Origin of the sequence: Enterocloster lavalensis, assembly GCF_046603895.1 — a bacterium.
Lineage (GTDB): Bacteria > Bacillota > Clostridia > Lachnospirales > Lachnospiraceae > Enterocloster > Enterocloster lavalensis.
On sequence record NZ_CP176637.1, the window covers coordinates 4,817,028 to 4,842,644 of the forward strand.

Below are 25,617 nucleotides of genomic sequence, written 5' to 3' on the forward strand. Positions count from 1 at the left end.
ACCGTGAACATGTGAAACGGCGTATTAAGGCTGTGGAAAAGTCATGGAAACGCTGCAAAAAGTCCCGTATAAGTGGTTACAAACTCCGGAATATATGGTAAAATCAAGATAGTATGTGATTTCGGAGGTGTGAGATGATCAAAAGTATGAAGCGTTTGCTGGCCGGTGCGCTCTGCGGTGTGCTTCTGGCTGGCGCTGCCCCGGCGATTCCCGGCTCGCCGGTGGAAATGGTGGCGGAGGCCCACGGCGGCAGAACCGATTCCCACGGCGGCCACAAGGACAACAAGAACGCCAGCGGTCTTGGGAGTTACCACTACCACTGCGGCGGACATCCCGCCCATCTGCACGAGAACGGCGTGTGCCCCTACGACACGGCGGTGCAGGAGACAAAGGCGGTGAGACAGGAGACAAGGGCTGCGGTCCAGGAGACCACTGCGGCGGTCCGCGAGACCACGGCTTCCGGAACCTGCGGCTGGGACGACGGAACCTGCGGCTGGAAGCAGGACGGAGACCATCACAAGTACCGCTGTGAGGACGGAACCATGGCCCACAACTGCTGGAAGCAGATTGACGGCTGCTGGTACAGCTTTGACGAGAACGACTGCATGCGCACCGGCTGGTACGACGAGGGCAACGACCGGTATTATCTCGGGGCAGACGGGAAGATGGTCACCGGCGAGGTGACGGTGGACGGAGTCAAATGGTGCTTTGATGAGAGTGGAAAGTTGATTCGGTAAATGGGATATTGAGAGTAAAGACAGCCTGAGTGGCCCGGAGATTGGAGGGCGGCTTGGGCTGTTTTTTTTGAGGCGTTTTCTACTGGTTATTTGATCATATCAATTTACTCGCAAGCAAAAATCTTCTTGATGGCTTCCCAAACAGATAGTAATGGTTTTTCCCTACAATAACGATCCCCATTATATTGCTGTAACATCCAGCTATTATCACGATTATTCTGCACGGGAGTTTGACAGTTGCATTAATAAAAAAGTCTTTCAACCCCTTATATAACCTATGTTTTCTGTGTCAAACATTTCGTTTTGATATATAGTAATGTTAGAACTTCTTGGATATTTCTAAATTTGTGGTATACTTATTTTCATAAGAGATTGATTCATGATCATTCAATCTCTCAAGCCTTATAGTATCAGTGTTTTAAGAAAAATTCACAGTTCTACAAACATTACTATATAATAAAACAAGGAAACAAACTGCCGTAAAGCCCATAAACAAAGGGGTTACAGCAGTTTTTTTATTTACAAACTGTCAAAGACGGGATAGTAATGGTTTTTCCCTACAATAACGATCCCCATTATATTGCTGTAACATCCAGCTATTATCACGATTATTCTGCAAAATAAAAAATCATTTATAAAGATTCATATCTGCATTTTCTCAGAATTCTCTTTGAGTGATATCTAGTCTCCCATCTTTGATTTGCAAAGAAAATTATCAAAAAAGTACAAATATCCATAAAACTATGCTATATTTGAGATAAAATAACCAAAAAATGAAACGAATTACCATAAAAACGCCATAACATTGACATGAATAGAACATATGTTCCCGTCTTTGACAGTTTGTAAATAAAAAAACTGCTGTAACCCCTTTGTTTATGGGCTTTACGGCAGTTTGTTTCCTTGTTTTATTATATAGTAATGTTTGTAAAACTGTGAATTTTTCTTAAAACACTGATACTATAAGGCTTGAGAGATTGAATGATCATGAATCAATCTCTTATGAAAATAAGTATACCACAAATTTAGAAATATCCAAGAAGTTCTAACATTACTATATATCAAAACGAAATGTTTGACACAGAAAACATAGGTTATATAAGGGGTTGAAAGACTTTTTTATTAATGCAACTGTCAAACTCCCGTATATTTGAGATAAAATAACCAAAAAATGAAACGAATTACCATAAAAACGCCATAACATTGACATGAATAGAACATATGTTATGATGAAATTACTTCATGGAGGGAGAAGATGAAAAATGTGCTGTTCAGGCTCGAGGAATATCTTCCGAGAGCCAGCGGGGCGGAGCGGGGTGCGCTGCGTTATTTGCTGGAGAGTCCGGACTCTGCGGTAAATTGCAGCATTAAACAGTTGGCGGAGTGCACGTTCACATCCGCTTCAACCATCATCCGCCTGTGCAGAAAACTGGGATTTGACGGGTATAAGGAATTTCACAAGGCGTTGCTGTGCGAGCTGGCGGTAAAAAAGGAGACGGAGAGTGAACACAAGCGGGAGATTCAGAGAGAGGACGGCCTGGACGCCATTATCCAGAAGGTCACCTACAAGAATATGCTGTCTCTGGACAATTCACGCAAGCTGGCGGACCGGGAGGTGCTGCAGAAATGCCTGGAGCTGTTAAATTCTGCTCAGAGTATCGTGCTCTTTGGCATTGGTGCCTCTCTTCTGGTGGCACGTGACGCTTACTACAAATTCATCCGGGTCAGAAAAAAATGCTGTTTCAGCGACGACTGGCATCTCCAGCTGATACACGCCCAGAATACGACGCCGGAGGACGTGGCTATTGTCATAAGCTACTCCGGCATGACCCAGGAGACGCTCCGCTGTGCACAGACGGCCAAGACCAACCGCACGCCTATTATTGCAATCACAAGATTTGAGACATCGCCTCTTGCCAAGCTGGCCGATTACAACCTGTATGTGGCCAGCACGGAGCTGTTTTTCAGGAGCGGAGCGATGTCCTCACGGATCTCACAGCTGAATATGATCGATATTCTGTATGCAGCCTACGTCAACCAGAATTATGAGGAGTGCATTCGGAGAATCAGCGTGACCCATGTAGAGAAGGAGGGGAAGGACAGTAAATGAGTTTTATGTTTAAGCCGTTGGCTTATGACGATACGCAGGCGGTGAACCGCATCGCGCTTCCAGGGGGGATCGGAAGACAGGTTTTGACGGATAGCAAAGCGATAGCAGACCGTTTGGTGGCTGCGGCTGCGGGGGAACTGGCCGCGGGAGAGGGCGCGGTGTTGGGAATCGACGGCTACATCGGGGCGCAGTACGGGGAGCTGGCGGAGGCCATTCAGGAGAGCGCGGGCCGGAGAAACATTCTCTGCCGGATCGTGGATATGAGAGATCTCTACAAACCGGAGGAGGAGATCAAGCGGCTGACTGCGGACAGTCTTCCCGAGAATTACGAGGACGACCCGGTGCTGCTCTTCGGACGGCTTTACCGGGGGAAAATTGACGATTTCATCGACGAAAGCAAGGCCGAAGCGGCCCTTGAAAAGGCAGCCGGGGGCCTGACGGTCCTTTGCGGCAGTGGAAGCTGCGCGGCTTGCCTGAGGCCGTACCTGGACAAAATGGCTTATGTGGACGTGACGCCCAAGGTGGCGGCCATCCGGGCCAGAGAAGGCCGGTTTGCCAATATTGGGGACCGGGAAATCCGGCCGTTCAATCTGCTAATGCGCCGGAATTATTTTGTAGACTTCGAGGTGGCGGTGAAGCTGCGCAAGGAGCTGCTCCAGAAGAACCTGTTGGATTTTTATCTGTTGGGAAATGAAAACGGCCAATACATGATGATGGACGGGGCAGTAATGGATCTGATTTTCTCAGAGCTGGTGCGCTATCCCTTCCGGGCCAAACCCGTTTACCTGGAGGGAATCTGGGGCGGAGAATTTATCCGTAAGGTCCGGCATATCCCGGAAGATATCTCCGGCAACATCGCCTGGATTTTTGAGTTCATCCCGATGGAAGTAAGCATTGTGGTGGATTTGGAAGGGCTCAGGGCCGACTTCCCATTTTCCACCTTTGTGCAGAAAAAGGGCATGGAGATGATGGGGCGGCGCTGTGTGGAAGAGTTCGAGGGATATTTCCCCATCCGGTTTAACTATGACGATACCTGGCACAGCAATGGGAACATGTCCGTTCAGGTGCATCCGGACGAGGACTACGTGGTCGAACAGTACGATGAGTTCGGAAGGCAGGACGAGGCGTACTACGTGATCGCCACAGGCCATGGAGCCAGAACCTACTGCGGGTTCAAAGGGGATGGCCGGGAATTTCTGGAGCTGGCCAGGCAGTCGGAGCGGGACGGCCGGGATATCGATTATAAACGATACATCCATTCCCTGGAAAGCGTGCCGGGGCGGCAGATCATGCTTCCGGCGGGTACCATCCACGCCTCAGGCAGAAACCAGCTGATTCTGGAGCTGGGCAGCCTGACCATCGGCTCTTACACCTACAAGGTTTACGACTACAACCGCAGGGATAAGGACGGCAATACCAGGCCCATCCACACGAAAAACGCGGAGAAGGTGCTGCGGTTCGAGCGGGACGGGGCGTGGGTCCGGGAGAACATCGCCATCGAGCCGGTGCTTCTGAAAGAGACGGACCAATACGTAGAGTATGTGGTGGGAAAGACCGATCTGATGTATTACGAGACGCACCGCATCGAGCTGTGCACCGGCGGCGTATACGAGGGAAGCAACCACGGGCAATTCACGGTGGTCACGGTGGTGGACGGGGAACAGGCCCGGATCAGCTCCAAATCCCATCCGGAATTTTCTTATACAGCCCGCTTCCTGGACGTGGTGACAATTCCGGCCATCATCGAAGATTATGAGATTCGTGCGGAGGGCTACCAGCCGGTGGTAATCCACAAAACGCTGCTGCGGGAGGGCTACACACGGTATAAAAACCCCACCTACAAGGACAGAACGGTGGAAAAAGGCTGATCCAGCACAGGGGAAGGTGATAAAATGACGGGACCCATCAGACTGGAACCGGTATATCTTAATAGCATCTGGGCCGGGAACCGGCTCGGGGAAATCCGGAGGCTCAAATCGCTGGGAACCGGCATTTCCCGGGAGGTGTGCACCTACCCTGGTTCCGAGAACCGGGTGTGCAACGGTCCTTTTGAGGGGCAGAAAATCACGGAGCTGATCCGGACGCGCCGGGATGAGATCATGGGAAATGATCCGGAAAGCCAGATGGTCAGAGTCGCGTTTATGGACACGGCGGAGGATCTATCCATCCAGGTTCACCCGGACGGGGCTATGGCCGAGGCTGAAGGAGATTTTGAAAAAAGCGAATCCTGGTATATTCTGGAAGCCGCCGACGGGGCGTATGTCACGGCAGGCATCCGGGAGACGGACAAGGAGCGGATCAGGGAAGCGGTCCGCGAGGACCGGCTGGAGGAGCTTCTGGTCCGGCTTCCGGTGAAAACCGGTGATTTTGTGATGATTCCGGCCGGAATGGTTCACGCCTGCGGAAAAGGCCTGCTGGCCCTGGAGGTGGGGAGCTTCGGCGGAATCACCTACCGGCTGTATGATTACGGAAGAGGACGCAGGCTGAACCTGGAGAAGGGGCTTTTGGCGCTCAAACCACATCTGAAGGCGGACATCGTCCACCCGGAGCCGGATGCGCACAACCGGCCGGTGAATGTGGGGCGGCATCCTCTGTTTCAGGTGGATCTGGTGGACGTGCGGGGAAGCTGGACGTACGGGGGATATGACAGCTACCGCATTCTCACCTGCGTGGAGGGGGAATGCCGTGTGTGCCGGATGGGAGAGGAGTTTTTGCTGTCCTACACGGAAACCATTGTGATCCCTGCCGCATGCCGGTCCATCCGGGTGGAAGGCAGGGCAAGGCTGCTGATCAGTTATCGCTGTTAGGAGGGGAAGAACATGTTTGGTGTGATTATTACAGGCCACGGTACGTTTGCCGAAGGGATGGAAAGTGCGGTGAGGCTTCTGGCCGGGGAAAACGAGGCGATCCGGGCGGTGAATTTTATGCCGGATCAGAGCGAGGAGGACTACCGGGAGACGTTTAGCGCCTGCCTGGAATCCATGAAAGAGTTTGAACGCATATTGATCCTGTGCGATATCCTGGGCGGCACGCCCTTCAAAACGGCTTATCTGCTGTGCCGGGACCGGAAGCAGACGGAGATCTTCTACGGTGTAAACCTGCCGCTGGTTCTGGAAATCTGCATGCAGGTGATTTCCGGAAGCGGAAATATCCCTGTACCCGGCGAGCTGGCGGAGGCGGGAAAACAATCCGTAGGATACATAGAGAAACCATAAAGGACCTGTAAACAACAGAACACCGGACAGAAGGAGTGAAAATGATGGCAGTCGTATTTTGCAGAGTGGAGGAACGCCTGATCCATGGGCAGATCACCTGTGCCTGGGCTAAAACCCTGGATTTTGACGCGTTTGTGGTGGTGGACGACACAGCGGCGGGGGATGAATTTATGACGAGTCTTCTGGAGATGAGCGTGCCCAACCAAAAGAAACTGTATGTGTTTGACGAGGCCGGAGCGCCTGCTGAGATAGCAAAGCTTGGGGAGCGGCTGTTCTTGCTCGCAAAAAGCCCGGTCACCTTTTTAAACCTGTATCACAATGGGGTTCCCATTGAAAAGCTCAACATCGGAAGCGTTCATTTCAAGCCGGGCAAAAAGGAGATTTACAAGACCGTGTGTTTGTCCCCGGCGGAGATCGAAGCGTTAAAGGAGCTGATCGGCGCGGGAATACCCTGCGAAATTCAGAAGCTTCCCACGGAAGGGAAACGTAACGTTGCAGATTTGTTGTAAGACAATAGAATAGGAGGGGTTGAGATGTCGTTTATGATGGCTCTTTTGCTGGCCGTTGTGATGGGGCTTTTGTTGACTGAGAACCTGGGGTATGGGCATATTCAGATCAGCCGCCCGGTATTTGCCGGCCCGATCATCGGTCTGCTCATGGGGGATCTTGAGACAGGACTGATTGTAGGCGGAACTGTGGAAATGATGTTTATGGGCGTATTTCCGGTGGGAGGAAGCGTGCCGCCAAATGCGCAGTTTGCAGGAATGATGTCCACTGTTTTGGCGATTTCCAGCGGTGGAAATCCCGAGGTGGGAATTGCGCTGGCCTATCCCATCGGCGTGTTCGCGCAGTTTGTGCTCTTGCTGGATTATAACGTGAACCTGCTGATCATCCACCGCGCCGACCGCCAGATCATGGGCGGCAAGGCATCTGCGGTGAACCAGAATCTGATGCTCTGTCTGCTGTGCATGTTTTCGTGCTGGGTACTGTCGTCGTTTCTGGGAATCTACCTGGGAAGTACCTGGGTTGAATCGTTCTACGCGGGCCTGCCGGAGTGGCTGCGCCAGGGGCTTTCCGTGGCCGGTGGCATTATGCCGGCAATGGGAATGGCGATGCTGCTGAAGATGATGGATTTCCGGAAGTTCTGGGCGTTCCTGATGGTTGGATACGTTCTGACGGCGTATCTGAACATGAACATTTTATCCATCGCCATTCTGAGTACCGGCGTTGCGGTGGCCGTTTACATGCTGGGGAACAGCGGCGACAAACAGCAGTCCGGAGGGGATGAGAAGGCCGCTAAGGCGGCGCGCGTCCTGGACAAAAAGGATTTGGCAAATATGAACCTGCGGTCCATGTTTGTGGGGGCTTGCCTGAATTATGAGCGGTATCTGGGCCTGGGCTTCAGCTATGCCATGTATCCGGTGCTCAAAAAGCTTTACAAAGGGGATGAGCTGAACGCGGCAGTGTTGCGGCATACGGAATTTTATAATACCCATCCGTGGATGCACAACCTGATCCTGGGCGTGACCGCGGCGCTGGAAGAGCAGCGATCCCTGGGTAATCCGATCTCTGAGGACGCCATTTCCGCCACCAAAGCGGGTTTGATGGGCCCTACGGCCGGATTCGGCGACTCCTTCTTCAAGGGCGTTGTGGTGACTATCACAGGAGCCTTTGCGGCGGGCCTGGCCATTGACGGAAATCCCATTGCGCCGGTGGTGTTCATTATCCCCAACCTGGTGGTATGCTTCCTGGTGCGTTACTATGGGACGAAGCTGGGGTATGAGTATGGGACAAAGCTGATCGTCAAAATGAGAAAGACCAATATCATCCAGAAGTTCGTGGACGGCTCCACCATCGTAGGTATGATGGTTACGGCTGGCTTGATCACCAACTATGTGAAGGTGAATCTGGCTACAGTGTTTAATATGTCGGGGAAGGAACTGGTGCTGAACGACCTGATAAATTCCGTGTTGCCCAAGGTGCTTCCGTATTCCGTTGTATTTATCTACTATTACATCCTTAAAAAGAACGCCCGGTACGGTATCTATATCACATTGATCTGTTCCTTTGCTCTGGGAATTGCAGGGGCTTATTTCAAAGTGTTGTAGGCTGGAATGGAAAACGGCCGGTATCTGCAGATTCAAATGCGGATACCGGCCGTTTTATGATCGTGTCAATCAAATCAATCAAATAAATCCATCAGCTTCTTGCGCATCTCCTTCCTGCGCGCCTCTGTGCCCTGCTCGTCGCGCAGGAAGCGCCCCTCCTGTTCCTCCAGCACGTCGCCCTCCTTCAGCCCGTCGGGCAGCAGGTCCTTGGGGATGGAGATCAGCTTTTTCAATTCGTTCTCGCAGACTGCGATGCCCTCCTCCAGACGGTCGATGATATATTTCATAGCGTTACCCCTCCTTGTAAAATGATCATGGTTTGCACTGGCCGCAGGGGGAATAGCCCTGCCCGATCAGCTCTTCGCGGTCTCCCTCCCAGGTCTCCCGATTCTCGTCTTTTATTTTTTTGGCCGAGGAGCAGGTTGGGAGGTGGAATTTTTTCGTGTTGGTGTTCAGAATATAGGCGGTTTGCGGGGCGGTGGTAGTGCCGGAAGTGCCGCTCATAAAAGTCTCGCCCCCGGAAGTCCCAGCCATTTGTTGATTGCTATCCCCGGAAGTCCGGTCCGACTGCTGTCTGCCGCCTCCTGAGAATCCGGTTTGACTGGCCTTCCCGGTTCCTCTGGTTTTGTCTGCGGCTCCATTCCCGGACGCGGTTCCGGAGTTTTCCCCGGTCCCCCAGACAATATCCGTGCCGTCGCAGTAAGCCACCACCGTGCCGTCCCGGTCGTTGCGGTATACCTGAATGCCGCGCTCTTTAAACTTTTCCAGGGTTTCCTTGTGGGGATGGCCGTAGGAATTGTTCTTCCCGCACTGGATCACAGCCACCGAGGGGGCGACCTTATCCAGAAACGCCTCGCTGGTGGAGGTACTGCTGCCGTGGTGCCCGGCCTTCAGCACGTCCGCGGAGATGTCAATTCCATTTTCCAGAATGTCCGCCTCTGCCAGGGCTTCCGCATCCCCGCACATCACGAACCGGTTATCTCCGTAGTCCAGGCGGATTCCAACGGACCAGTTGTTTAAATCGTTCCCGTAGTCTTTGTTGGGGGCGATGATGGTGAAGGAGGCGTTTCCAAGAGTATAGGTATCACCCACCCGCGGCTTGGTCAGCTTCAGTCCCTTGCCCGCCACTGCGTCCAGCACGTCCTCGAAGGTTTTCGTGGTGTGCTCCACAGGGGGGAGGATGACTTTCCCCACATCGAAGGTGTCGATGACCTTGTCCAGGCCGCCGATGTGATCCGAGTGGGGGTGGGTGCCGATCACGTAATCCAGGGTTTCCACCCCCTGGCCTTTCAAATAAGAAACAACCGTGTCCGCCTGGTCGTTTTCACCGGCGTCCACCAGCATAAAGCGTCCGTCCGACTCCGCCAGGATGCTGTCTCCCTGGCCGACATCGATAAAATGTACGGTCAGCCCGGCTTCCCCGGAGGGCAGCGCCGACGGCAGATTGACGGTTCCGGCCCGTTCCGGCTGCGCTGAGGCGTGCCCGGAGGTTGGAAGGGAGCCGCCCCCGCAGCCGCTGACCGCCAGAATCAGGGCGATTGACAAAAGTAGTTTCAAAAAATTCCGTCTCTTCATTGTTAGTCTTACCTTTCTGTTTTTCCACAGGATGATCATTGATACATCCCCTTATTTTACCATATTACCGGCGAACCTGCCAGTCCCACAAGATCAGGTATTTTCACCATACGATTGCGGCGATCGATGCGTTCTTTTTTGGGTAAGCGAACCCGAATCCATGTCAAAAAAGTATGCTTCATTATCGCATTTCATCAACAAGGTGGTTTCATCGTGTGAAAGAATCAATTCAAGCTTCGTTTCCTGTTCTAATAAAATGTGAGATGCCTGGGTATTGACATTAAACGCAATCAGAGCATAACGATGGTTCTCCATTTGAGTTGAATAAATCAAGGTTTCTCCGCCAGATAACCAGGTGTATGTCCCCCATGCCTGGGAACTGTGCTCACAGGATTGTGTTACAACCTCTGGAGCGTCATTTAAGCTACAGCGGTATAGCGTTTTTCCGCTTATAAAACTCAATGAATCTTCACGTATATTTAGGTGCAGATACAATCTTGCCGACATCGAGGAGATTTGCATTTCCATTTATTAAATCAACATCGACAATCGCAGCTCCATTGAATTCTGCGTATGTAATATGCGTTTTATTTTCATTAAAATATAAACCACCTTCATCTTTATTATGGGGCAGCTAGCAGAATCATCTATTCCTCATTTTTCTTTAACTAAATCTTCTTGGGTGCAGGCGGCCAGAGCGGAACAGCATGTAAGAATTAAAAAAATGATTTTGGAATATTTCATAGATCACCTCCATGATTGCGTGATCAAGGTTTCGGCGCATATATTCCCTGGAATTATACCATAAACACTAAGGGCTGCGCCACCCCTTCTGCCGAAGCATTTGATCCGCCTCCTCCATTGCCCCGGCGGTCCATATTTCTTGATGCAGTCAGTCCGATATGCTAAGATGAAACCAGCGATTTGAGAAAAAACCACACCGAACAGGAGGGAGTTTATGAACAGCAGCGTCGCCATTTACCCATCGGCCCAATGGAAGCAGCAGACCGGAAAATGGGCGGAATATCTGAAGCTGGCCCGGGAGTACGGCTTTGGAGAGGTGTTTTCCAGCATCCACCTGCCAGAGCTCAGGCTTGCGGATCAAGTGGAAATGCTGGAGGAGCTGGGGGGCCTGGCCGGAAATCTGGGCATGGAATTGACCGTGGATATCGGCGGCGGGGAGATCAGACAGCTGCTGGAGGATCAGGAGCTGTGCGCCCGTGTCCGAAGTGCGGGCATCGGTCTGCTGCGGCTGGACTACGGTTTCAGCCACAAACAGGCTGGAGCGCTCTATCACCGTCTTGGGATCAAAGGCTTTGTGATCAACGCCTCGATCTACAACCAGAGGGAGGCGGAAAACGTGAAAGCGGATTTGGCGGCCATCGATCCTTCCATAGAGCTGCGCGCCTGCCACAATTTTTATCCCCGGCCGGAGACAGGGCTGGACCGGGAGTTTTTTGAACGCCAGAACCGCATTTTTGCCGGTCTGGGGCTGCCCATTTACGCCTGTATTCCCGGAAAAAGCCATCCCCGTCCGCCTCTGAGGCTGGGTCTGCCCACCCTGGAGGAGCATCGTCATATGGATCTGGAACGGGTTTGTGTGGAACTGGCATGTAGTCCAGGGATCGGCGGTGTGATGGCGGCGGATGAATTTTTCAGTGAAATCGAGCTGGCCTGCATTTCCCATATTCTGAAGCGGGAGCCGCTGACGTTGCGGGTACGGCTTTTAGAAGGGATCAGCCAGGAGGAAGATCAGCTCTTGTTCTCCGGGCCGCACCATTTCCGCTATGACAGTAACCGGCAGATCCTGCGCTCCCGTACCTCGCGGGAGGTTTCCAGGATCGGCAGAAAGGTGGCACCGGGCCGGACGAGCGAACGCCAGCGGGGGATGATCACAGTGGACAACGAAAGGTATGACCGTTATAGTGGCGAGGTACAGATCGTTCTGGAAGATTTGGGAGCGGATAGCCGGGTGAACTGCTGCGGCCAGATTGACGGGAGGGACCTGTGGAAGCTCGAATACTACCGGGATGGCTTTGATTACCGGCTGGCGGGGAATGGGAAGAACGGGGCATTTTAGCTGCCGGAGGGGGTCCAAGGGAACCGCTGACAAAAGGAATTGGGTGAAGGAAGGTTAATTTGGAAAAACCTTTATTTGCCCTTCTCCCCAACCTATGTTATAATTTTGCTAATGTCGCGCGCGCAAACCGCGCCCCGGCATCGAACCATTTGGCATACGAAGGACAACACAGGTCGGAAGGGAGAGGAAAATGAACATTTTCGGCGGTAACAGTTTCATGAACCAATACAACAAAGCGAAGATGAACCAGCAGGCGCAGCCTCAGGGGAATCCACAGGGAGGCGGCGCGGGCAAGGGCGCCAAATCGGTGCTGTTCGCTTTTAAGATGGTGATTCTCATCTTGTTTTTAGGGGTCACGGCCCTGCAGTCGTTTTACACGCTGTCGGAGAACGAGATGGCGGTGATCACCACCCTGGGGTCGCCCTCCAGCGTCACCACCTCAGGTTTTAAATTTAAATGGCCTTATATCCAGCAGGTCCACAAGATGTCCAAGGAGATCAGGGGCATGTCCATCGGCTACGACCCGGACTACGACCCCTACAACCACGCCAACAGCGAGAACAATCCCATCACCGTGCCCAGCGAGGCAGAGATGATCACCAACGATTTCAACTTTGTCAACGTGGATTTCTACATCGAGTACCAGATCGTGGACCCGGTGCGGGCCTACATCAACAGTGAATCGGCTATTTCCATCCTGCGCAACCTGGCCCAGTCCTATATCCGCGACACCGTGGGTTCCTACGGGGTGGACGAGGTGATCACCACGGGCAAGGCGGAGATTCAGACCAAGGTGAAAACTCTGCTCACGGAGCGGCTGGAGCAGGAGGACATCGGTTACGGAATCAACAACGTGACCATCCAGGACGCGGTGCCGCCCACGGACGCGGTCAACGACGCCTTCAAGGCGGTTGAGGACGCCAAACAGGGCATGGACACCAAGCTCAACGAGGCGAAGAAGTACCAGTCCGAGCAGCTTCCCGCCGCCAACGCCAAGGCCGACAAGGCGTTAAAGGACGCGGAGGCTTTCAAGCAGGAGCGCATCAGCGAGGCCGAGGGCCAGGTGTCCCGTTTCAACGACATGTACGACGAGTACGCAAAATACCCGCTGATCACCAAAAAGCGTATGTTCTACGAGATGATGGAGGAAGTCCTCCCGGGTCTCAAGGTGATTGTGGACGGTTCCGACGGAACCCAGACGGTGCTGCCCCTGGATTCCTTTGTGGACGGAAATGCGAAAGGAGGAGCTGAGTGATGAAAAAACGTATTTTTAAAGGCACAGGTCTGATCCTGCTGCTCCTGGTTCTGTTTGTGCTCTCCAACGCGGTGGTCATTACCAGGGCCAACGAGTACGTGCTGATCAAACAATTCGGAAAAGTGGTGCGGGTGGAGGAAAATGCGGGCCCGTCCCTGTGCATCCCGTTTTTGCAGACCGTGCAGCGGGTTCCAAAGCACAAGATGATCTCCGATTTATATCCCAGCGATGTGACCACCAAGGATAAGAAGGTAATGACCGTGGATTCCTTTGTGATCTGGGATATCAGTGATCCGGTGAAATATCTGTCCTCCTTAAACGCCAGCAAGGAGAAGGCGGAAATCCGTCTGGGCAATGTGGTGTACAACTCCATCAAGACCGTTTTGTCCTCCACCAACCAGGCCGACATCATTTCCGGCCGCGACGGGGAGCTGGCCCAGTCCATCACCGACAACATTGGCAATTCCATGGATTCCTACGGCATCCACATCTACGCGGTGGAGACCAAGAAGCTGGATCTGCCGGACTCCAACAAGGAATCCGTATACCAGCGTATGATCTCCGAGCGGAACAACATCGCGGCCCAGTACACCGCGGACGGCGATTACCAGTCCCAGCTGATCAAGAACGAGACGGACCGGACGGTGAAGGAGACCATCGCCAAGGCTCAGGCCGAGGCGGAGAAAATCAAGGCCGAGGGCGAGGCGCGCTACATGCAGATTTTGAGCGACGCCTACAACGATGAGTCCAAGGCGGATTTTTACAACTATGTGCGGTCTCTGGACGCGATGAAGGCTTCCATGAAGGGGAGCAATAAGACCATTATTCTGGATGAGGACAGCGAGTTGGCCAGGATTTTGTCAGGGAATTAAGAGCGATATAACTTAGCTGTCCGTTTGACGGCGAAAATGAGAACAGAGCGTTGAAACAGCGCTGCTGTTCTCTTTTTTTGGCCGTTCGGGGAGCGGGCTTTGGGGGAGAGCCGAAGGGCCGGTTAAAACCACGAATTTAAGCGTTAGGCTCTGGATTTACCGGATGGACTCGAATCTTGATAATTTGCATTATGTAGATTATTTTATTGCTATTTTCTGTAAATCTAATATAATAGAAATTAAGGATGCAACGAAATTAAAGATTGGGCAAACCCGTCGAAAGGCGGAGACGCAAAGCTACAGGGGCTTCACCGGATGGTAAGCCAGCCAGCTGCTCTCACCGGTACGACCGGCTCTGAACAGGTGGCGTTTGTGCTGCCTGTTTTTTGATGCAAAAGTCCGGCGGGGCTGCAAAATTCATGTAAGGAAAGGAGGGCAGAGGGCCCGGTGGCGGGATGGTTGTAATTCGCAGGAAAGCGCGGGAATAGCGAAGCGCTTTTAAGTTGCATACACATTAGACTATAAAGGCAAACCCGCCGAAAGGCGGCGGCGCAAAGCTACAGGGGCTAAACCGGACGGCATGCCAGCCAGTTGCAGGAATGATGGAATGTAGTAGCGAAAGAATGACGGCAAAACCTTCATGAAGGGGCTTTAGACGTATGTTCTGGACACTTCTGTCATTTTATGAGATGAGAAGGATGGAGGTAGAACATGAAAGGATTGAAACGCGCATCAAAAGCCGCAGTGTCGCTGTGGCTCTCAGCGGTTATGACCGTGCTGCCGGCCGCCGGAGGAATGATCGTACCGGCGTACGGCATGGAGTTGACGGAAAATGCAGGGGATGCGGATACAGGAAGCTTTGACGGCTATGAGGCTGCTGTGGACGGCTTGGCGGAAGCGGACAGCCCGGGAAGCGAAGCGGAAGCCGGCCCGGAGCAGGGGCAGGAGCCGGGAGAACAGAACGGTTCCGGCCAGGAAGCGGGGAGTAAGGACGGAGCAGGCCAGGAACAGGGCGCTCCGGACGGATCTGAGCAGAACCAGGGAAATGAGGACGGCAGCGGGCAGGATCAGGGAAGCCCGGATGGCAGCGGTCAGAACCAGGGTTCTCAGGGCAGCGCAGGCCAGGAGCAGGGCGCTCCGGACGGATCTGAGCAGAACCAGGGAAATGAGAACGGCAGCGGCCAGAACCAGGGAACCCCGGACAGTTCCGGCCAGAACCAGGAAAACCAGAACGGCGCCAATCAAAATCAAGGGTCCCAGGGAGGCAGCTCAGCAGAGGAGACCTTGCCCGAGGAAACCCAGCCGGAAGAGACCTTACCGGACCAGAATTCATCCGGCGCAATCCGTCCGGATGAAACGCTGCCCGAGGAGACTATTCCGGAGGAGTCCGCCCCCGATGACAGCCAGTCCGGCGCAATCCGCCCGGATGAGACGCTGCCGGAGGAAACCGTTTCGGAGCAGACATCCACTGAAGAAACGCAGCCTGTGGAGAGCAATCCGGCGTCTCAGGCCCCGGAAACCACAGTTGCGGAGAGCACGTTGAACCCGGAATTGATTCCGCCGGAAACCCCGGCGCAAAAGCAGATGTCCCAGGAGGACATGATGCTGACTGCGACGGTTGACGGAGTCCGGATTACCGTGGAGGCGGAGGCCGGAATCCTTCCGGAGGATACGGAGCTGGTGGTTCAGCGGATCAAATCTGCCGGGGAACTGGAAAAAATACAGGATGCGGTGTCCCGCGCCAGAGAAGATCAGGAGACGGAGGACGCCGGGCAGCAGATTTATGCATTTGACATTTCCCTGTACAGCGGGGAGGAACTGATCGAGCCTGAGGACGAGGTGATCATCAGCGTTGAACTGCTGGAACGCTTGTCTGACACGGATAACGTTCAAGCGGATCTGTTCCATTTGGATGAACAGCTGGAGGAAGCGGAACAGCTGGAAACAGCGGTGGACGGCGGGGCGGTTGTGGCCCCGGTATCCCATTTTTCACCTTTTGCACTGCTGGTGGCTACGGCCTCGGCTGTGGCTGTGGACGGATATAGAGAGGCCGGGGCGGATATGACCATGGCCCAGGCGCTGGAAGACCTGACCGAGGATGAGATCGCGCGGGCAGGCGGCGAGGTGACGATCTGCCTGACCGGGGATACTCAGGACGAGGCGGAGGTTTTTATTCCGCAGGATATGGGGATCAAGCATATTACCATAACCCAGAAAAATATAGGGGGGGGGGGATATAAAATAGGAAAAGGTTCAAATGGAGCCACGCTGTTTGCCAATGGCGTTCCGCTGCTTCTGGAGCACGGGCAGCTTGCAAATCTATACGGAGGCGGTAAAAATATTAAACTGGACCGCACGGATATCACAATCACAGGCGGAGAATTCCTGGGAGGCCCGGGAGGTCTGGATTTGGTGATTGTGGGCGGCAGTATGGCCACTGCGGCAGGAGCGGACGTATCGGTTACAGATTCCTGCAACATTACAATCGAAGATAATACGACACTTGAGATCGGCAGCATCTATGCCGGCAGCGTTTTAGACGGAAAAGATTCAAAAGCGGAGATCGGCAGCACCAATTTGACGGTGAGAGACTCTTCCGTGCTGATCTGCATGGGCTGTGGGGGCTGCTTTTTGTGGGATGGAGCAGATAACGCTCTTGCAGATGTGGGTGAAACCCATATCAATATAGAGAATAGCGAGTTGCAGGTAGGCTATTTTGATTTTTCATTTTCTTTGTTTGGCGGTAATATTGGAAATAACAAGGTAGCGAATCAGAAATTGATTTGCGGGACCACCAATATTTCTGTCACGGATTCTTCGATTGGAGTATTCGGCTATGGCGGTGGCGAGCTTTTTGGAGGCCAGTATTGTTCTTATGACAAAGGCACGCCGGAGATAAGGCTGGAAAAATCGGTGATCCGTCTGGAAAACAGCCAGGTAAACGGAGTGTTTGGCGGGGGCTATTATGAGGATAATTGCCTTTCTCAAACCGGCTCTTCTGAAATTTATGCCGACAACTGTCAGTTTGAGTATTCCTCAGCTGTGGAGGAGGATTGTTCGATTATTTATAGCGGGGATTTGTACCTGACAGACCGGGATTATGGGAGTACACCTCAGATGGATTGTGCTGAAATCGCGCTTGCAGGCGGAATTACGGAGGGCGTTCTGATTCGCGCCGAGGGAGTCAACCAGAACAATACAACCAAGGTAGAACTTCCGATTTATCCCTCCGAGTCCCACCTCACACTCGACCAGTCCATTCGCTCTCAGGTCGACGCCCTGGACTTAGACAGCCATTGGACGGAAGCTACCGTTCTCTTTGACAATGGTTCCACCACGGTAATCACCACATATGAGGATTACGCCGATCTTATTGCGCAAATCCGCGCCGCCGCGCCGCTCCCCGATCCTGTGGAGGAACCCGGAAAAGTGGAGCAGAAGCCGGAACCGGAGCAGGTGGAGACGCCGGCGGCCCTGAGGGCAGCGCCATTGCCCCGGAGGAGCTGGAGGCCAAGAAAAACGCCGCGGTGGAGGATGTGATCCAGGCTATCGCCGACACTGCGGCAAACAGCACGGTGCCCAGCCTGAACGCCGCCATCGAAAGCCTGGAGGGGGTGAAGCCCGGCGATCAGGTCAGCACCTACTTAAAGATTGACATCCTGGATATCAAGGTCGACGCCGAAGCCAAAGACGGGGAGGTGGCGGTAACGCCCCAGAAGCTGATCCTGGACGTCACCCCGGTCATGAAGGTGATCCCGGGCGGCACCGGGGAGCCCCAGACCAAAATCATCGGCAACGACCAGCTGTCCGGCAGCAGAATCGAATTTCTGGTGGGTGTTCCCGACAGCGTGACCGCCTCAAGGGCCCTGGTGATTCACCATGCGTCCGGCGGCGACGAGTCCTACGAGGCCGCCGTGGAACGGGGAGCGGGCGGGAAATTCCTCCGCCTCTATGCCAACGGGTTCAGCGCCTTTGAGATTGAATTTTTGGCTGACCAGGAACCGGATGTGCCGGATCCCGGGCCGCAGCCGGACCCCGGACCGCAGCCAAAGCCCACGGGCGGCTCCCATGACTCCGACGATTCCACAACCGTGCAGGGCAGATGGGTTCAGGATTCCAGGGGCTGGTGGTATCAATACAACAACGGCACATGGCCCAGGGAACAGTGGGCGTACCTCACCTACGGAGACAAATATTCCTGGTACTTCTTTGACGAAGACGGTTACATGAAGGACGGCTGGGTATTCTGGAACGGCAGCTGGTATTACCTGCACCGCAACTCCGACGGAACCCGCGGCCACATGTACGTGGGCTGGCAGCAGATCGAGGGCAAATGGTACTATTTCGAGACAGACCCCGGAAAGAACCAGGGCGCACTCTATGTGAACTGCAAGGCGCCGGGCGGGTACCCCGTGGGACCGGACGGCAGCTGGACCGGAGAGACGGATTAAGACGCCGGGAGGCACCTGGGAACAGCCCGAAAACAGCCCCGGAGCAGACGATGGATTTTCCATTTCCCCTTGTTCCAATATATGGCAATGTGCTATACTGGAGAAAATGACACGCGGGATGGAAACCGGCCCACCGACAGCCGCAAATGCGCCTTTTATCAGCCGTCAGGCTGCCCGCCTCACAACGGTTTCCCGGCTTCGGATCAAGAGACGCATGGCAGCGGCTGAATAAGGAGAATTTGAATGAAAAACATGCGCAGATGGATCACAGGCGCGGCCCTGGCTGTTTCCATGGCTCTGGTGCTGCCGTTTCAGGCCTTCGCGGGTCAGGAGAACTGGAAACACAATGAAAACGGCTGGTGGTATCTGAAGGACGACGATACGTTCTGCTCGGACACCTGGCTGGAGGAGGACGGTTTTTGGTACCACTTTAACAGCAATGGGTACATGGACACGGGATGGCTGGAGGACAAGGGCCAATGGTACTATCTGGGTGAGGACGGCCGCATGTACGTCAGCACCACAAAAAACATCGACGGCGCGGCCTACATGTTCGACGATACCGGCGCCAGTATGGGGAATCCGGCCCAGGGCGTGTATCCGGGAGAGTGGCAGGGCAACACCTTTGTCAATACCTGGGCCAACTACAAGCTGACCGTGCCGGAGGGCACGCGGATTCTCAGCGGCAAGGACCTAAGGAATTATCGCGAGGAGACCTTCGGTGTGGAAGGCGCTGCGGAGATGGATGACAAATGCGCCACGGAGCTGTTTGTGGAGCTGCCGGGCTATTCCTCCATGGTGATTTTCTATCAGACCGGAAATGGCCGGGAGCTCCTCAGCGAATCGGAGATGGCGCGGTTATTGACCCTTCTGTACGGCCAGAGCGGAAATCAGATCGAGGGCGTGGACCAGGTGCAGCTGGGCGGAAGCAGCTATTACCGGATTCAATCCAGCATGTTGAACGGCTCCATCTGCCAGACCACCTACGTGCGCAAGATCGGCGATGTGTTTATGTTGGTGCAGCTTGTCTACACCACCGGCTTTGCCGATGAGATCAACGGCGTACTGAACAGTATGGCCCCGGTCCGGTGAGCCCCGGATCGAACGGTGCCGCTGCTGGCAGTACAAACGTAATACAAAAAACATCTCTGTTGGAACGGTGATTCCAACAGGGATGTTTTTTATTGAATACAATGGTCTGCTGGCAGAGTCTGCGGAGGCAGCTTTGCAGAGAGCAGTTAAAAAACGGATTTACCGCCCGGCATCAAGTTCCAGAGCCTCCTGAAGGGCTGCAATAAAGTCCTTCACGTATGTTGGCATATATTTGTCCCTGCGGTAAATGATCGAGTAATTTATGACCGTTTCCCTGTCCCCCACATAGAACCAGCGCACCGGCTTGTGGTAGTGGAAATGCCGGATATAGCTCTCGAAATTGAACGCGATTCCCAAGCCCTCCGCCGCCAGCTGGGCCGCGGATTCCAGATTTTCCAGCACATGGCGGCTTTGCGGGGAAATGCCCGCGTAGTCCATAGCCCGGTCCGTGTAGATCCTGGAGGACTGGTGGGACTTTTGTAAAATGAACGCCTCCCGCTCAAACCGTTTCAAATCAACCCAGGCCGTGCCGCCGTCCTCAGGCGCCGGTATGTCCGCCGCCAGCGGATGATCCGCCCGGACCACCATCACCAGGCGGTCGCTGTAAAACGGCTGATAGATCAGGGCCGGATCAGAATCGCGCTGGTTGTTGACGATGAAATCCAGCTCCCCGCCCGCCAGCAGCCGGAACATCTCGTCCGAGGACTGCTCGCAGGTGGTGACCTGAATTCCAGGGTGAGAGGGCGCGTAAGCTTTCAGGGCCGGGGCCAGAAGATACAGGGTCCGACGGGGATGGATTCCGAATCTCACGGAGCCGGTGGAGCCTTGGCGCAAGTCCCCCAGCTGCGCCCGGCAGCGCTCCTGATACCCTAGCATTTCCCTGGCATTTTCCAGGTAAATCCGGCCCGCCTCCGTGGGGACAAACCGCTTCCCCAGCCGGTCAAACAGCTGCAATCCCAGCTCCTTTTCCAGGTTGCTGAGGAAAATGCTCAGGGTGGGCGGCGATATGTGAAGCTCGGCTGCGGCCTGTTTCAGGCTGCCGTGCCGCGCGATGGCCGTGACATAGGCCTGTTCCCTCAATTCCATGTAGATAACCTCCGATTCCGCACTCCTTCCCGCAGCCCCTGCGCGTTCAAGACGGACAATAAATTAGTTAAAAGCTAATATTTATGTAAATATATTTAATTTGACATAATTATACCGCCGCAATATAGTTTAATCAAGTAGAATGAAGGGCCGGGCCTGCATAACTGCCGCGCCGGGTCCATTTTGATCCAGAGGAAAAGGAGAGAGGTATGAAAGAAGCGCTGTTTGAGGTAATCGACCGGCTTGGCGGGGAGTTGACCGCCCTGTCCGACGACATTTTTGATCACCCGGAGGTGGGATATGAGGAATATCGCGCCAGCGGCCTGTTGTGCGACCTGCTGGAACGGGAGGGATTTGCGGTGGAGCGGGGAATCGCCGGGATTCCCACCGCGTTCCGTGCGGTCTACGAAAATGGCGTGGGCGGCCCTTCCATGGGCCTGCTCTGCGAGTACGACGCCCTGGAGGGTATCGGGCATGCCTGCGGCCATCACACCCAGGGGCCCTGCGCAGTGGGCGCGGCCCTGGCGGTCAAAGAGACGGTGAAGGACCAGCCGTACAAGCTGGTGATCTACGGCACCCCGGCGGAGGAGACGGTGGGCGGAAAGATCCAGATGAAGGAGCGCGGCTGCTTCCAGGACATCGACGTGGCCCTGATGATGCACCCGAGTCCCACCACGACCACGGATGTGAAATGTATGGCCATGGCCACCTACCAGGTGACCTTCCACGGGATCAGCGCCCACGCGGCCATGAGCCCGGAGTCGGGCCGGAGCGCCCTGGATGCGGTGATGCTGGCGGCTCACGGCATTGAGTGTCTGCGGGAGCATGTGAAGGAGGACACCCGTCTGCACTATACCATCAAGGACGCGGGCGGTCCCAGCAACGTGGTTCCGGCCGCGGCGAAGGCGGAATTCTGTATGCGGAGCTACAATACCGATTACCTCTACGGCGTGATGGAGCGGGTGAAAAAGATTATCGCCGGTGCGGCCATGATGACGGAAACGAAGTACGAGATCGCCGAGGATCCATTTTTTATGGCCAAGATTCCCGATCTCACCCTGAACCGGATTCTCATGGAAAATGCCGCGCTGGTGGAAGCCCCCACGATCCGCCCGCCCAGGGAGAAAACCGGCTCCACGGACTTTGGCAACGTGATGTACGACGTGCCCGGCTCCTGCATCCGCATGGCCTTCGTGCCCGAGGGCACCAGCTCCCATTCCAGGGAATATCTGGAAGCGGGCAAGAGCCGGACGGCCCACCGCAGCGTGCTCCTGGGCGCTAAGATCCTGGCGGCGTCCTGCCTGGACATGATCTGCGACGCCGGACTTCTGGAGCAGGTGAAGCGGGATTTTAAGGAGGCGAAGGAGCAGATGGGACGGGAAAATCATTGAGACATATAAGGCCCCGGCCTCAGCGGTCCGATACCGGACACTGAGGCCGGGACTTTATGCCGGGTCGGGGAGAAGAAACGGTTGTGAGGCCGGTACCCATATGTTACAATTTAATTAGAATGTAATTGGCTACCGGCGCAGCCTGAGGGGCATTGTTTTCAATTCCGGGAGTTTGGGGGCCCGGACGCAGCCGGACAGCAGAAATTGGAGGTGGTTTTGTTGGAATACAGAAAGGCTAAGGCGGAAAATGCCGGGGAAATTTACGGTCTGGTGCAGGCCACGATCAAGGCCGTTTACCCGAGATATTATCCCAGGGAGGTGGTGGATTTCTTCTGCCGCCACCATAACCTGGAACATATTCTGGCGGATATCGGACGCGGCGACGTGGGCATTTTAAAAGAGGGAGATCAACTGATCGGCACCGGCAGCCGCGACGGCAATCACATCACCCGGGTTTATGTCAACCCGGAATTCCAGGGGAAAGGATACGGCAGCCATATTATTGAGATTCTGGAATGTGAGATTGGACGGGATTACGATACGGTTAATCTGGACGCCTCCCTCCCTGCAAGCTGCCTGTATGAGCGGCGGGGATACAGGACTGTAAAGCATGAAACACGGGAAGTGGAAAATCAGGCGGTTCTGGTCTATGAAATTATGCAGAAACAGCTTGACCCCGCTGCGTTTGGGACCGATGTCCAACGCGGCGGAACCGACGTCCGGGCAACCCATATGCCGCATAATGCCGGAACGCGCGGGGAGGGGTGAAGGTGAAAAAATTTGTTCAGATTCTGCTGATGACGCTGGTGGTTGTGGAGTGCTTTCTGTTTTTCGGCGGATACGCGGTGTTTGACTTCAGCCGGAGGTATTACACGGCCGGAGCGGCCTGCGCCTTTATTATTTCCCTTATTCTGTATGGGTTTCTCGCCCAGTCTGAGAAGATAGAGGAATTGGAAAAAAGAATTCAGGAGATTGAAACGGGTGTGGCGCAGAGTGCCGGAACAGGAGATGAAGTTGAGCCGGTACGAAGAAGGGATCTAATTGATTGAGGAGAGCTGCGGCAATGGAAAAGACCGCGTCTCCGCCTTTGACGCGTAAAGTCCGGTTCCACCGGCCGTCTTGTTGGGGATTAAACAGGAGCAGGGCGGGAGCCATACCGGCGCCCGCCCTGAGAAAATTGTAACAATTCAGACGGCTCATTTTCTTGGCCGTTCATTTCCGGCGCTCCTGCCGCGGATGCCCCAAAAGCATACTGTGGCCAGGCCCAGGGCGATTCCGGTCTCGGCCAGAAATACCGGCAGCAGGTTCAGGAAGGCCAGCTGACCGCTGAAATGCTCCAGCAGCACGGAGATTAGGTTAGCGGCCATGTGAAACAGCCAGGGCGCAAGCAGGGTGCCGAAGCGCTGCAGCAGCCACGCCGCCCCAAGGCCCAGGAAAAAGGCATAAACGCCCTGGATCACCGAGCCATGGTACAGTCCGAACAGCAGGGCGGAGAGAAATGCCGCCGTCCGCCAGCCGAACCGGTCCCGGATCAGGCAGAAGGCCTGGCCGCGGAAAATCAGCTCCTCCACCGCCGGAATCAGCAGGCAGGTGCAGATCAGCTGGGTGAGAAGGGGCGGCGCGTAGAGGGCCGGGGCCATGTTTTCGGCATAGCCGGGGAACAGATAGGGGAGGCCGGAGAGATTTAACAGGTTGTTCACCGCGACGGAAGCCGCCGCGCCAAACAGCAGAATCAGGGCCAGACTGGGGCCCAGCCTCCGGTATTCCGGCCTTGCCTCCTGCCCATGGCGGCCCCGTTCCCTGCGGTAAAACACATACAGGAGGGGCAGCGAGAGCAGCGCGGCCAGCCCGGTTAACAGCAGCGGGCCGAAGGACGCGGGGGCAAAAGGGGCGATCACGTTAAACATTGCCCAGTAAATCACCAGGCTCAGAAAAATTTTCAGAAGAATCATCAGGCTCACCTCATAACTTGACCGCCGGAGCGGTCCGAATTGACACCATTATACAGGAACGACCGGCATAACGCAAGAAAATGCCCCAGGCCGGGCGGCATGGGGCAAAGATTTACATTAACCGCTGGGAAAGGAGCGCAGCCGATGAAACGGAATTGGTTTAACCTTGTGTGCATCATTTTATCAATGTTATTGATTGGGGCCAATCTTGCCGCATACTGCGGCTATTGGTACAACGACGGCAATGCCATGGCATTTCTGGCTGCGGTACTTCTGCTGATCACATCGGTTCTCCGCTTCCGGGAGAACCGGCGAGGAGAATAGTGCCGTATGTCTTGGCGCAGCTGCATTGCCGGTTAGGCCGCGCTGGCTGTCAGGCTGCAGCGCCGGCAGGACCGCTTTGGCAGTCAGATCATATTGCCGGTCAGGCAGCCGGGTGATCGCACACGCCGATCAACAGCCACACGCCGCGGTTCTTGATGCCGAATAAAAACGGCCGGTTCAGGATCATATCGGCCCGATCCGCCTTCTCCTCGATGGCGGCCGCGGATTCCAGCGTCAGATCGGTAAAAGAAGAGGCCTCCACGCCGTCCCGGTTGACGGAAATATAACTGTCCTGGGTGATCGCGGAAATCCTGACTTCCCCGTCTTTTGTCATGTTAGAAAAATCTCCCTGCACAAACGGATCGGTTATGCCGTCGTTTACCATGGATTCCTTTAAATCCAGACTGCTGGATAGGGTAAATTGTGGAATTTTGAAAACTACTTCCCCCGACATGGATGTTCCGCCCTCCATCACTTCCTGCAAACGCTCCGCCGACTCAAAAAAGGAGTCTACCGGAACGCCCTCGTCCGGGAGGACGAAGTACATCTGTCCGCGCTCCTTCAGAACCAGGCTGGCGCGGGTGAACCCCGCGCCTTTGTAAAAGCCCCAGCTGCCGTACGTTTTGTTCAGAAACAGGGCATCTGCGGTTTCGTCGCCGGTCAGGTAGAAGGGTTCCGGCGTATCCGACAGGTAGAGTCGGTCCCGCCACTCATCCCGGAAATACAGCGTATTCAGGATACGAAGCAGATCATCCTCCTGGACGCGGATTTCCGGCCTTATGGTTCCGCCCGTCTGCTGTTGTACCCATTCGTTCATTTTATCCGCTGCTGCGTCACTGCCAAAATCCGCGGAATACACGGAGGCCCCGTATTGTTTGGTGGCCTCCTTTTTGAAGCCGCGTTTCAGGCGAACGCTCTGATCGTGCCAGAGCGAGGTGCAGATCGTCAGTCTGGAATGCTCACCTTCGGAATGGAGCGTCCGGTACAGGCTGGCGGCCTGCTCCGACGGTTTCTCGCCATCCTGCACACCCAGATAGGCGTCCAGCTCCCCGGCGGTTTGCCCCGACGCGCCGGAGGCGGTCAGGGAGAGCGCGTGGTAAAAGCTGACCGGAGAGTAGATCAGATTTTCGCCCCGGCTGCGTAGAAGGCCGCAGGCTGTCCGGTAGGCGAAGCTGTTGATCGTTTCTGTGGAAAGGGAGGCTGTGTCCGCCTGCGGCTGCCGCCGGGTTGCCCAGACCGTCAGCGCGCCAAGGAACAGGGCGATTGCCGCCAGGACAGCGGCCCGTTTTCCATTTTTCTTTCTGCGTTTTCGAGTCCTGCGAGTTCTCATGGTACCTCCTACTGTGTGCTTGCCGGTCCGTAATGCCCC

Annotated in this window: 23 protein-coding genes and 2 riboswitches; of the genes, 17 read left to right on the plus strand and 6 right to left on the minus strand. The window is 54.7% G+C overall.

Features of this window, described 5'->3' with window-relative positions; translation table 11 throughout:
* The first annotated feature begins 134 nt into the window (after nt 1-134).
* The 7 genes from ACK2JC_RS21550 (at nt 135) to ACK2JC_RS21580 (ending at nt 8,170) form a co-directional block, all read left to right on the plus strand.
* Nucleotides 135-737: an N-acetylmuramoyl-L-alanine amidase family protein gene (locus ACK2JC_RS21550; RefSeq protein ID WP_368271196.1), complete on the plus strand. Its 603-nt coding sequence runs from the start codon at nt 135-137 to the stop codon at nt 735-737.
* 1,255 nt (nt 738-1,992) lie between these two features.
* Entirely contained in the window at nt 1,993-2,847 is an 855-nt protein-coding gene (locus ACK2JC_RS21555) for a MurR/RpiR family transcriptional regulator (RefSeq protein ID WP_411337785.1), read from the plus strand.
* A complete protein-coding gene (locus ACK2JC_RS21560; RefSeq protein ID WP_368274715.1) occupies nt 2,844-4,715 on the plus strand; it encodes a class I mannose-6-phosphate isomerase in 1,872 nt (623 codons plus the stop codon). The genes ACK2JC_RS21555 and ACK2JC_RS21560 overlap by 4 nt, the downstream gene beginning before the upstream one ends.
* Before the next feature lie 24 nt (nt 4,716-4,739).
* Complete coding sequence (locus ACK2JC_RS21565) at nt 4,740-5,654, plus strand: class I mannose-6-phosphate isomerase (RefSeq protein ID WP_368271565.1); 915 nt, start codon at nt 4,740-4,742, stop codon at nt 5,652-5,654.
* 12 nt (nt 5,655-5,666) lie between these two features.
* A complete protein-coding gene (locus tag ACK2JC_RS21570; protein WP_276855599.1) occupies nt 5,667-6,062 on the plus strand; it encodes a PTS sugar transporter subunit IIA in 396 nt (131 codons plus the stop codon).
* A 41-nt stretch (nt 6,063-6,103) separates the two neighbouring features.
* Nucleotides 6,104-6,571: a PTS system mannose/fructose/N-acetylgalactosamine-transporter subunit IIB gene (locus ACK2JC_RS21575; protein WP_302325693.1), complete on the plus strand. Its 468-nt coding sequence runs from the start codon at nt 6,104-6,106 to the stop codon at nt 6,569-6,571.
* 24 nt (nt 6,572-6,595) lie between these two features.
* Nucleotides 6,596-8,170, plus strand: coding sequence for a PTS system mannose/fructose/sorbose family transporter subunit IID (locus ACK2JC_RS21580; RefSeq protein ID WP_411337786.1), 1,575 nt, complete (start codon nt 6,596-6,598; stop codon nt 8,168-8,170).
* A 74-nt stretch (nt 8,171-8,244) separates the two neighbouring features.
* On the opposite strand, the gene ACK2JC_RS21585 is transcribed toward ACK2JC_RS21580, so the two are convergent.
* The 3 genes from ACK2JC_RS21585 to ACK2JC_RS21595 all read right to left on the minus strand — a co-directional run bounded on the left by ACK2JC_RS21585 (nt 8,245) and on the right by ACK2JC_RS21595 (nt 10,273).
* Entirely contained in the window at nt 8,245-8,457 is a 213-nt protein-coding gene (locus ACK2JC_RS21585) for a DUF3006 domain-containing protein (RefSeq protein WP_024735637.1), read from the minus strand.
* Nucleotides 8,458-8,482: 25 nt separating this feature from the next.
* A complete protein-coding gene (locus ACK2JC_RS21590; protein ID WP_368271562.1) occupies nt 8,483-9,745 on the minus strand; it encodes a ComEC/Rec2 family competence protein in 1,263 nt (420 codons plus the stop codon).
* 93 nt (nt 9,746-9,838) lie between these two features.
* Complete coding sequence (locus tag ACK2JC_RS21595) at nt 9,839-10,273, minus strand: hypothetical protein (RefSeq protein WP_368271560.1); 435 nt, start codon at nt 10,271-10,273, stop codon at nt 9,839-9,841.
* Between the two features lie 430 nt (nt 10,274-10,703).
* On the opposite strand from ACK2JC_RS21595, the gene ACK2JC_RS21600 reads away from it, so the two are divergent.
* From ACK2JC_RS21600 to ACK2JC_RS21625, 6 genes are all read left to right on the plus strand, one after another.
* A complete protein-coding gene (locus tag ACK2JC_RS21600) occupies nt 10,704-11,825 on the plus strand; it encodes a MupG family TIM beta-alpha barrel fold protein (protein ID WP_368271558.1) in 1,122 nt (373 codons plus the stop codon).
* A 190-nt stretch (nt 11,826-12,015) separates the two neighbouring features.
* Nucleotides 12,016-13,080, plus strand: a complete 1,065-nt coding sequence (gene hflK / locus ACK2JC_RS21605) for an FtsH protease activity modulator HflK (protein ID WP_092369312.1) — start codon at nt 12,016-12,018, stop codon at nt 13,078-13,080.
* Nucleotides 13,080-13,952 carry a protease modulator HflC gene (gene hflC / locus ACK2JC_RS21610; RefSeq protein ID WP_092369309.1) on the plus strand — a complete coding sequence of 291 codons (873 nt, stop codon included), beginning with the start codon at nt 13,080-13,082 and terminating at the stop codon, nt 13,950-13,952. The genes hflK and hflC overlap by 1 nt, the downstream gene beginning before the upstream one ends.
* Nucleotides 13,953-14,208: 256 nt before the next feature.
* Nucleotides 14,209-14,291: riboswitch (cyclic di-GMP riboswitch) on the plus strand.
* A 177-nt stretch (nt 14,292-14,468) separates the two neighbouring features.
* A riboswitch (cyclic di-GMP riboswitch) is annotated at nt 14,469-14,551 on the plus strand.
* A gap of 112 nt (nt 14,552-14,663) precedes the next feature.
* Complete coding sequence (locus tag ACK2JC_RS21615) at nt 14,664-17,492, plus strand: hypothetical protein (protein WP_368274714.1); 2,829 nt, start codon at nt 14,664-14,666, stop codon at nt 17,490-17,492.
* Entirely contained in the window at nt 17,480-18,403 is a 924-nt protein-coding gene (locus ACK2JC_RS21620) for a hypothetical protein (protein ID WP_368271553.1), read from the plus strand. The genes ACK2JC_RS21615 and ACK2JC_RS21620 overlap by 13 nt, the downstream gene beginning before the upstream one ends.
* 243 nt (nt 18,404-18,646) lie before the next feature.
* Nucleotides 18,647-19,495: a hypothetical protein gene (locus ACK2JC_RS21625; RefSeq protein WP_118754800.1), complete on the plus strand. Its 849-nt coding sequence runs from the start codon at nt 18,647-18,649 to the stop codon at nt 19,493-19,495.
* Nucleotides 19,496-19,654: 159 nt separating this feature from the next.
* Here ACK2JC_RS21625 and ACK2JC_RS21630 read toward each other — a convergent pair whose 3' ends face one another.
* A complete protein-coding gene (locus tag ACK2JC_RS21630) occupies nt 19,655-20,581 on the minus strand; it encodes a LysR family transcriptional regulator (RefSeq protein ID WP_368271552.1) in 927 nt (308 codons plus the stop codon).
* A 209-nt stretch (nt 20,582-20,790) separates the two neighbouring features.
* On the opposite strand from ACK2JC_RS21630, the gene ACK2JC_RS21635 reads away from it, so the two are divergent.
* The 3 genes from ACK2JC_RS21635 to ACK2JC_RS21645 all read left to right on the plus strand — a co-directional run bounded on the left by ACK2JC_RS21635 (nt 20,791) and on the right by ACK2JC_RS21645 (nt 23,021).
* On the plus strand, nt 20,791-21,972 hold the full coding sequence (locus tag ACK2JC_RS21635; RefSeq protein WP_368271550.1) for a M20 family metallopeptidase: 1,182 nt from the start codon (nt 20,791-20,793) through the stop codon (nt 21,970-21,972).
* Nucleotides 21,973-22,191: 219 nt separating this feature from the next.
* Nucleotides 22,192-22,740 carry a GNAT family N-acetyltransferase gene (locus ACK2JC_RS21640; protein ID WP_368271549.1) on the plus strand — a complete coding sequence of 183 codons (549 nt, stop codon included), beginning with the start codon at nt 22,192-22,194 and terminating at the stop codon, nt 22,738-22,740.
* A gap of 2 nt (nt 22,741-22,742) precedes the next feature.
* The gene (locus tag ACK2JC_RS21645; protein ID WP_368271547.1) at nt 22,743-23,021 is read left to right on the plus strand and encodes a hypothetical protein; all 279 of its coding nucleotides are present in this window, start codon (nt 22,743-22,745) and stop codon (nt 23,019-23,021) included.
* Between the two features lie 147 nt (nt 23,022-23,168).
* On the opposite strand, the gene ACK2JC_RS21650 is transcribed toward ACK2JC_RS21645, so the two are convergent.
* Nucleotides 23,169-23,924, minus strand: coding sequence for a lysostaphin resistance A-like protein (locus ACK2JC_RS21650; RefSeq protein ID WP_368271546.1), 756 nt, complete (start codon nt 23,922-23,924; stop codon nt 23,169-23,171).
* Nucleotides 23,925-24,068: 144 nt separating this feature from the next.
* Between ACK2JC_RS21650 and ACK2JC_RS21655 the strand changes: the two genes are divergently transcribed.
* Nucleotides 24,069-24,248: a hypothetical protein gene (locus ACK2JC_RS21655; RefSeq protein WP_368271544.1), complete on the plus strand. Its 180-nt coding sequence runs from the start codon at nt 24,069-24,071 to the stop codon at nt 24,246-24,248.
* A 100-nt stretch (nt 24,249-24,348) separates the two neighbouring features.
* Here ACK2JC_RS21655 and ACK2JC_RS21660 read toward each other — a convergent pair whose 3' ends face one another.
* Complete coding sequence (locus ACK2JC_RS21660; protein WP_368271542.1) at nt 24,349-25,578, minus strand: serpin family protein; 1,230 nt, start codon at nt 25,576-25,578, stop codon at nt 24,349-24,351.
* Nucleotides 25,579-25,617 lie beyond the last annotated feature (39 nt).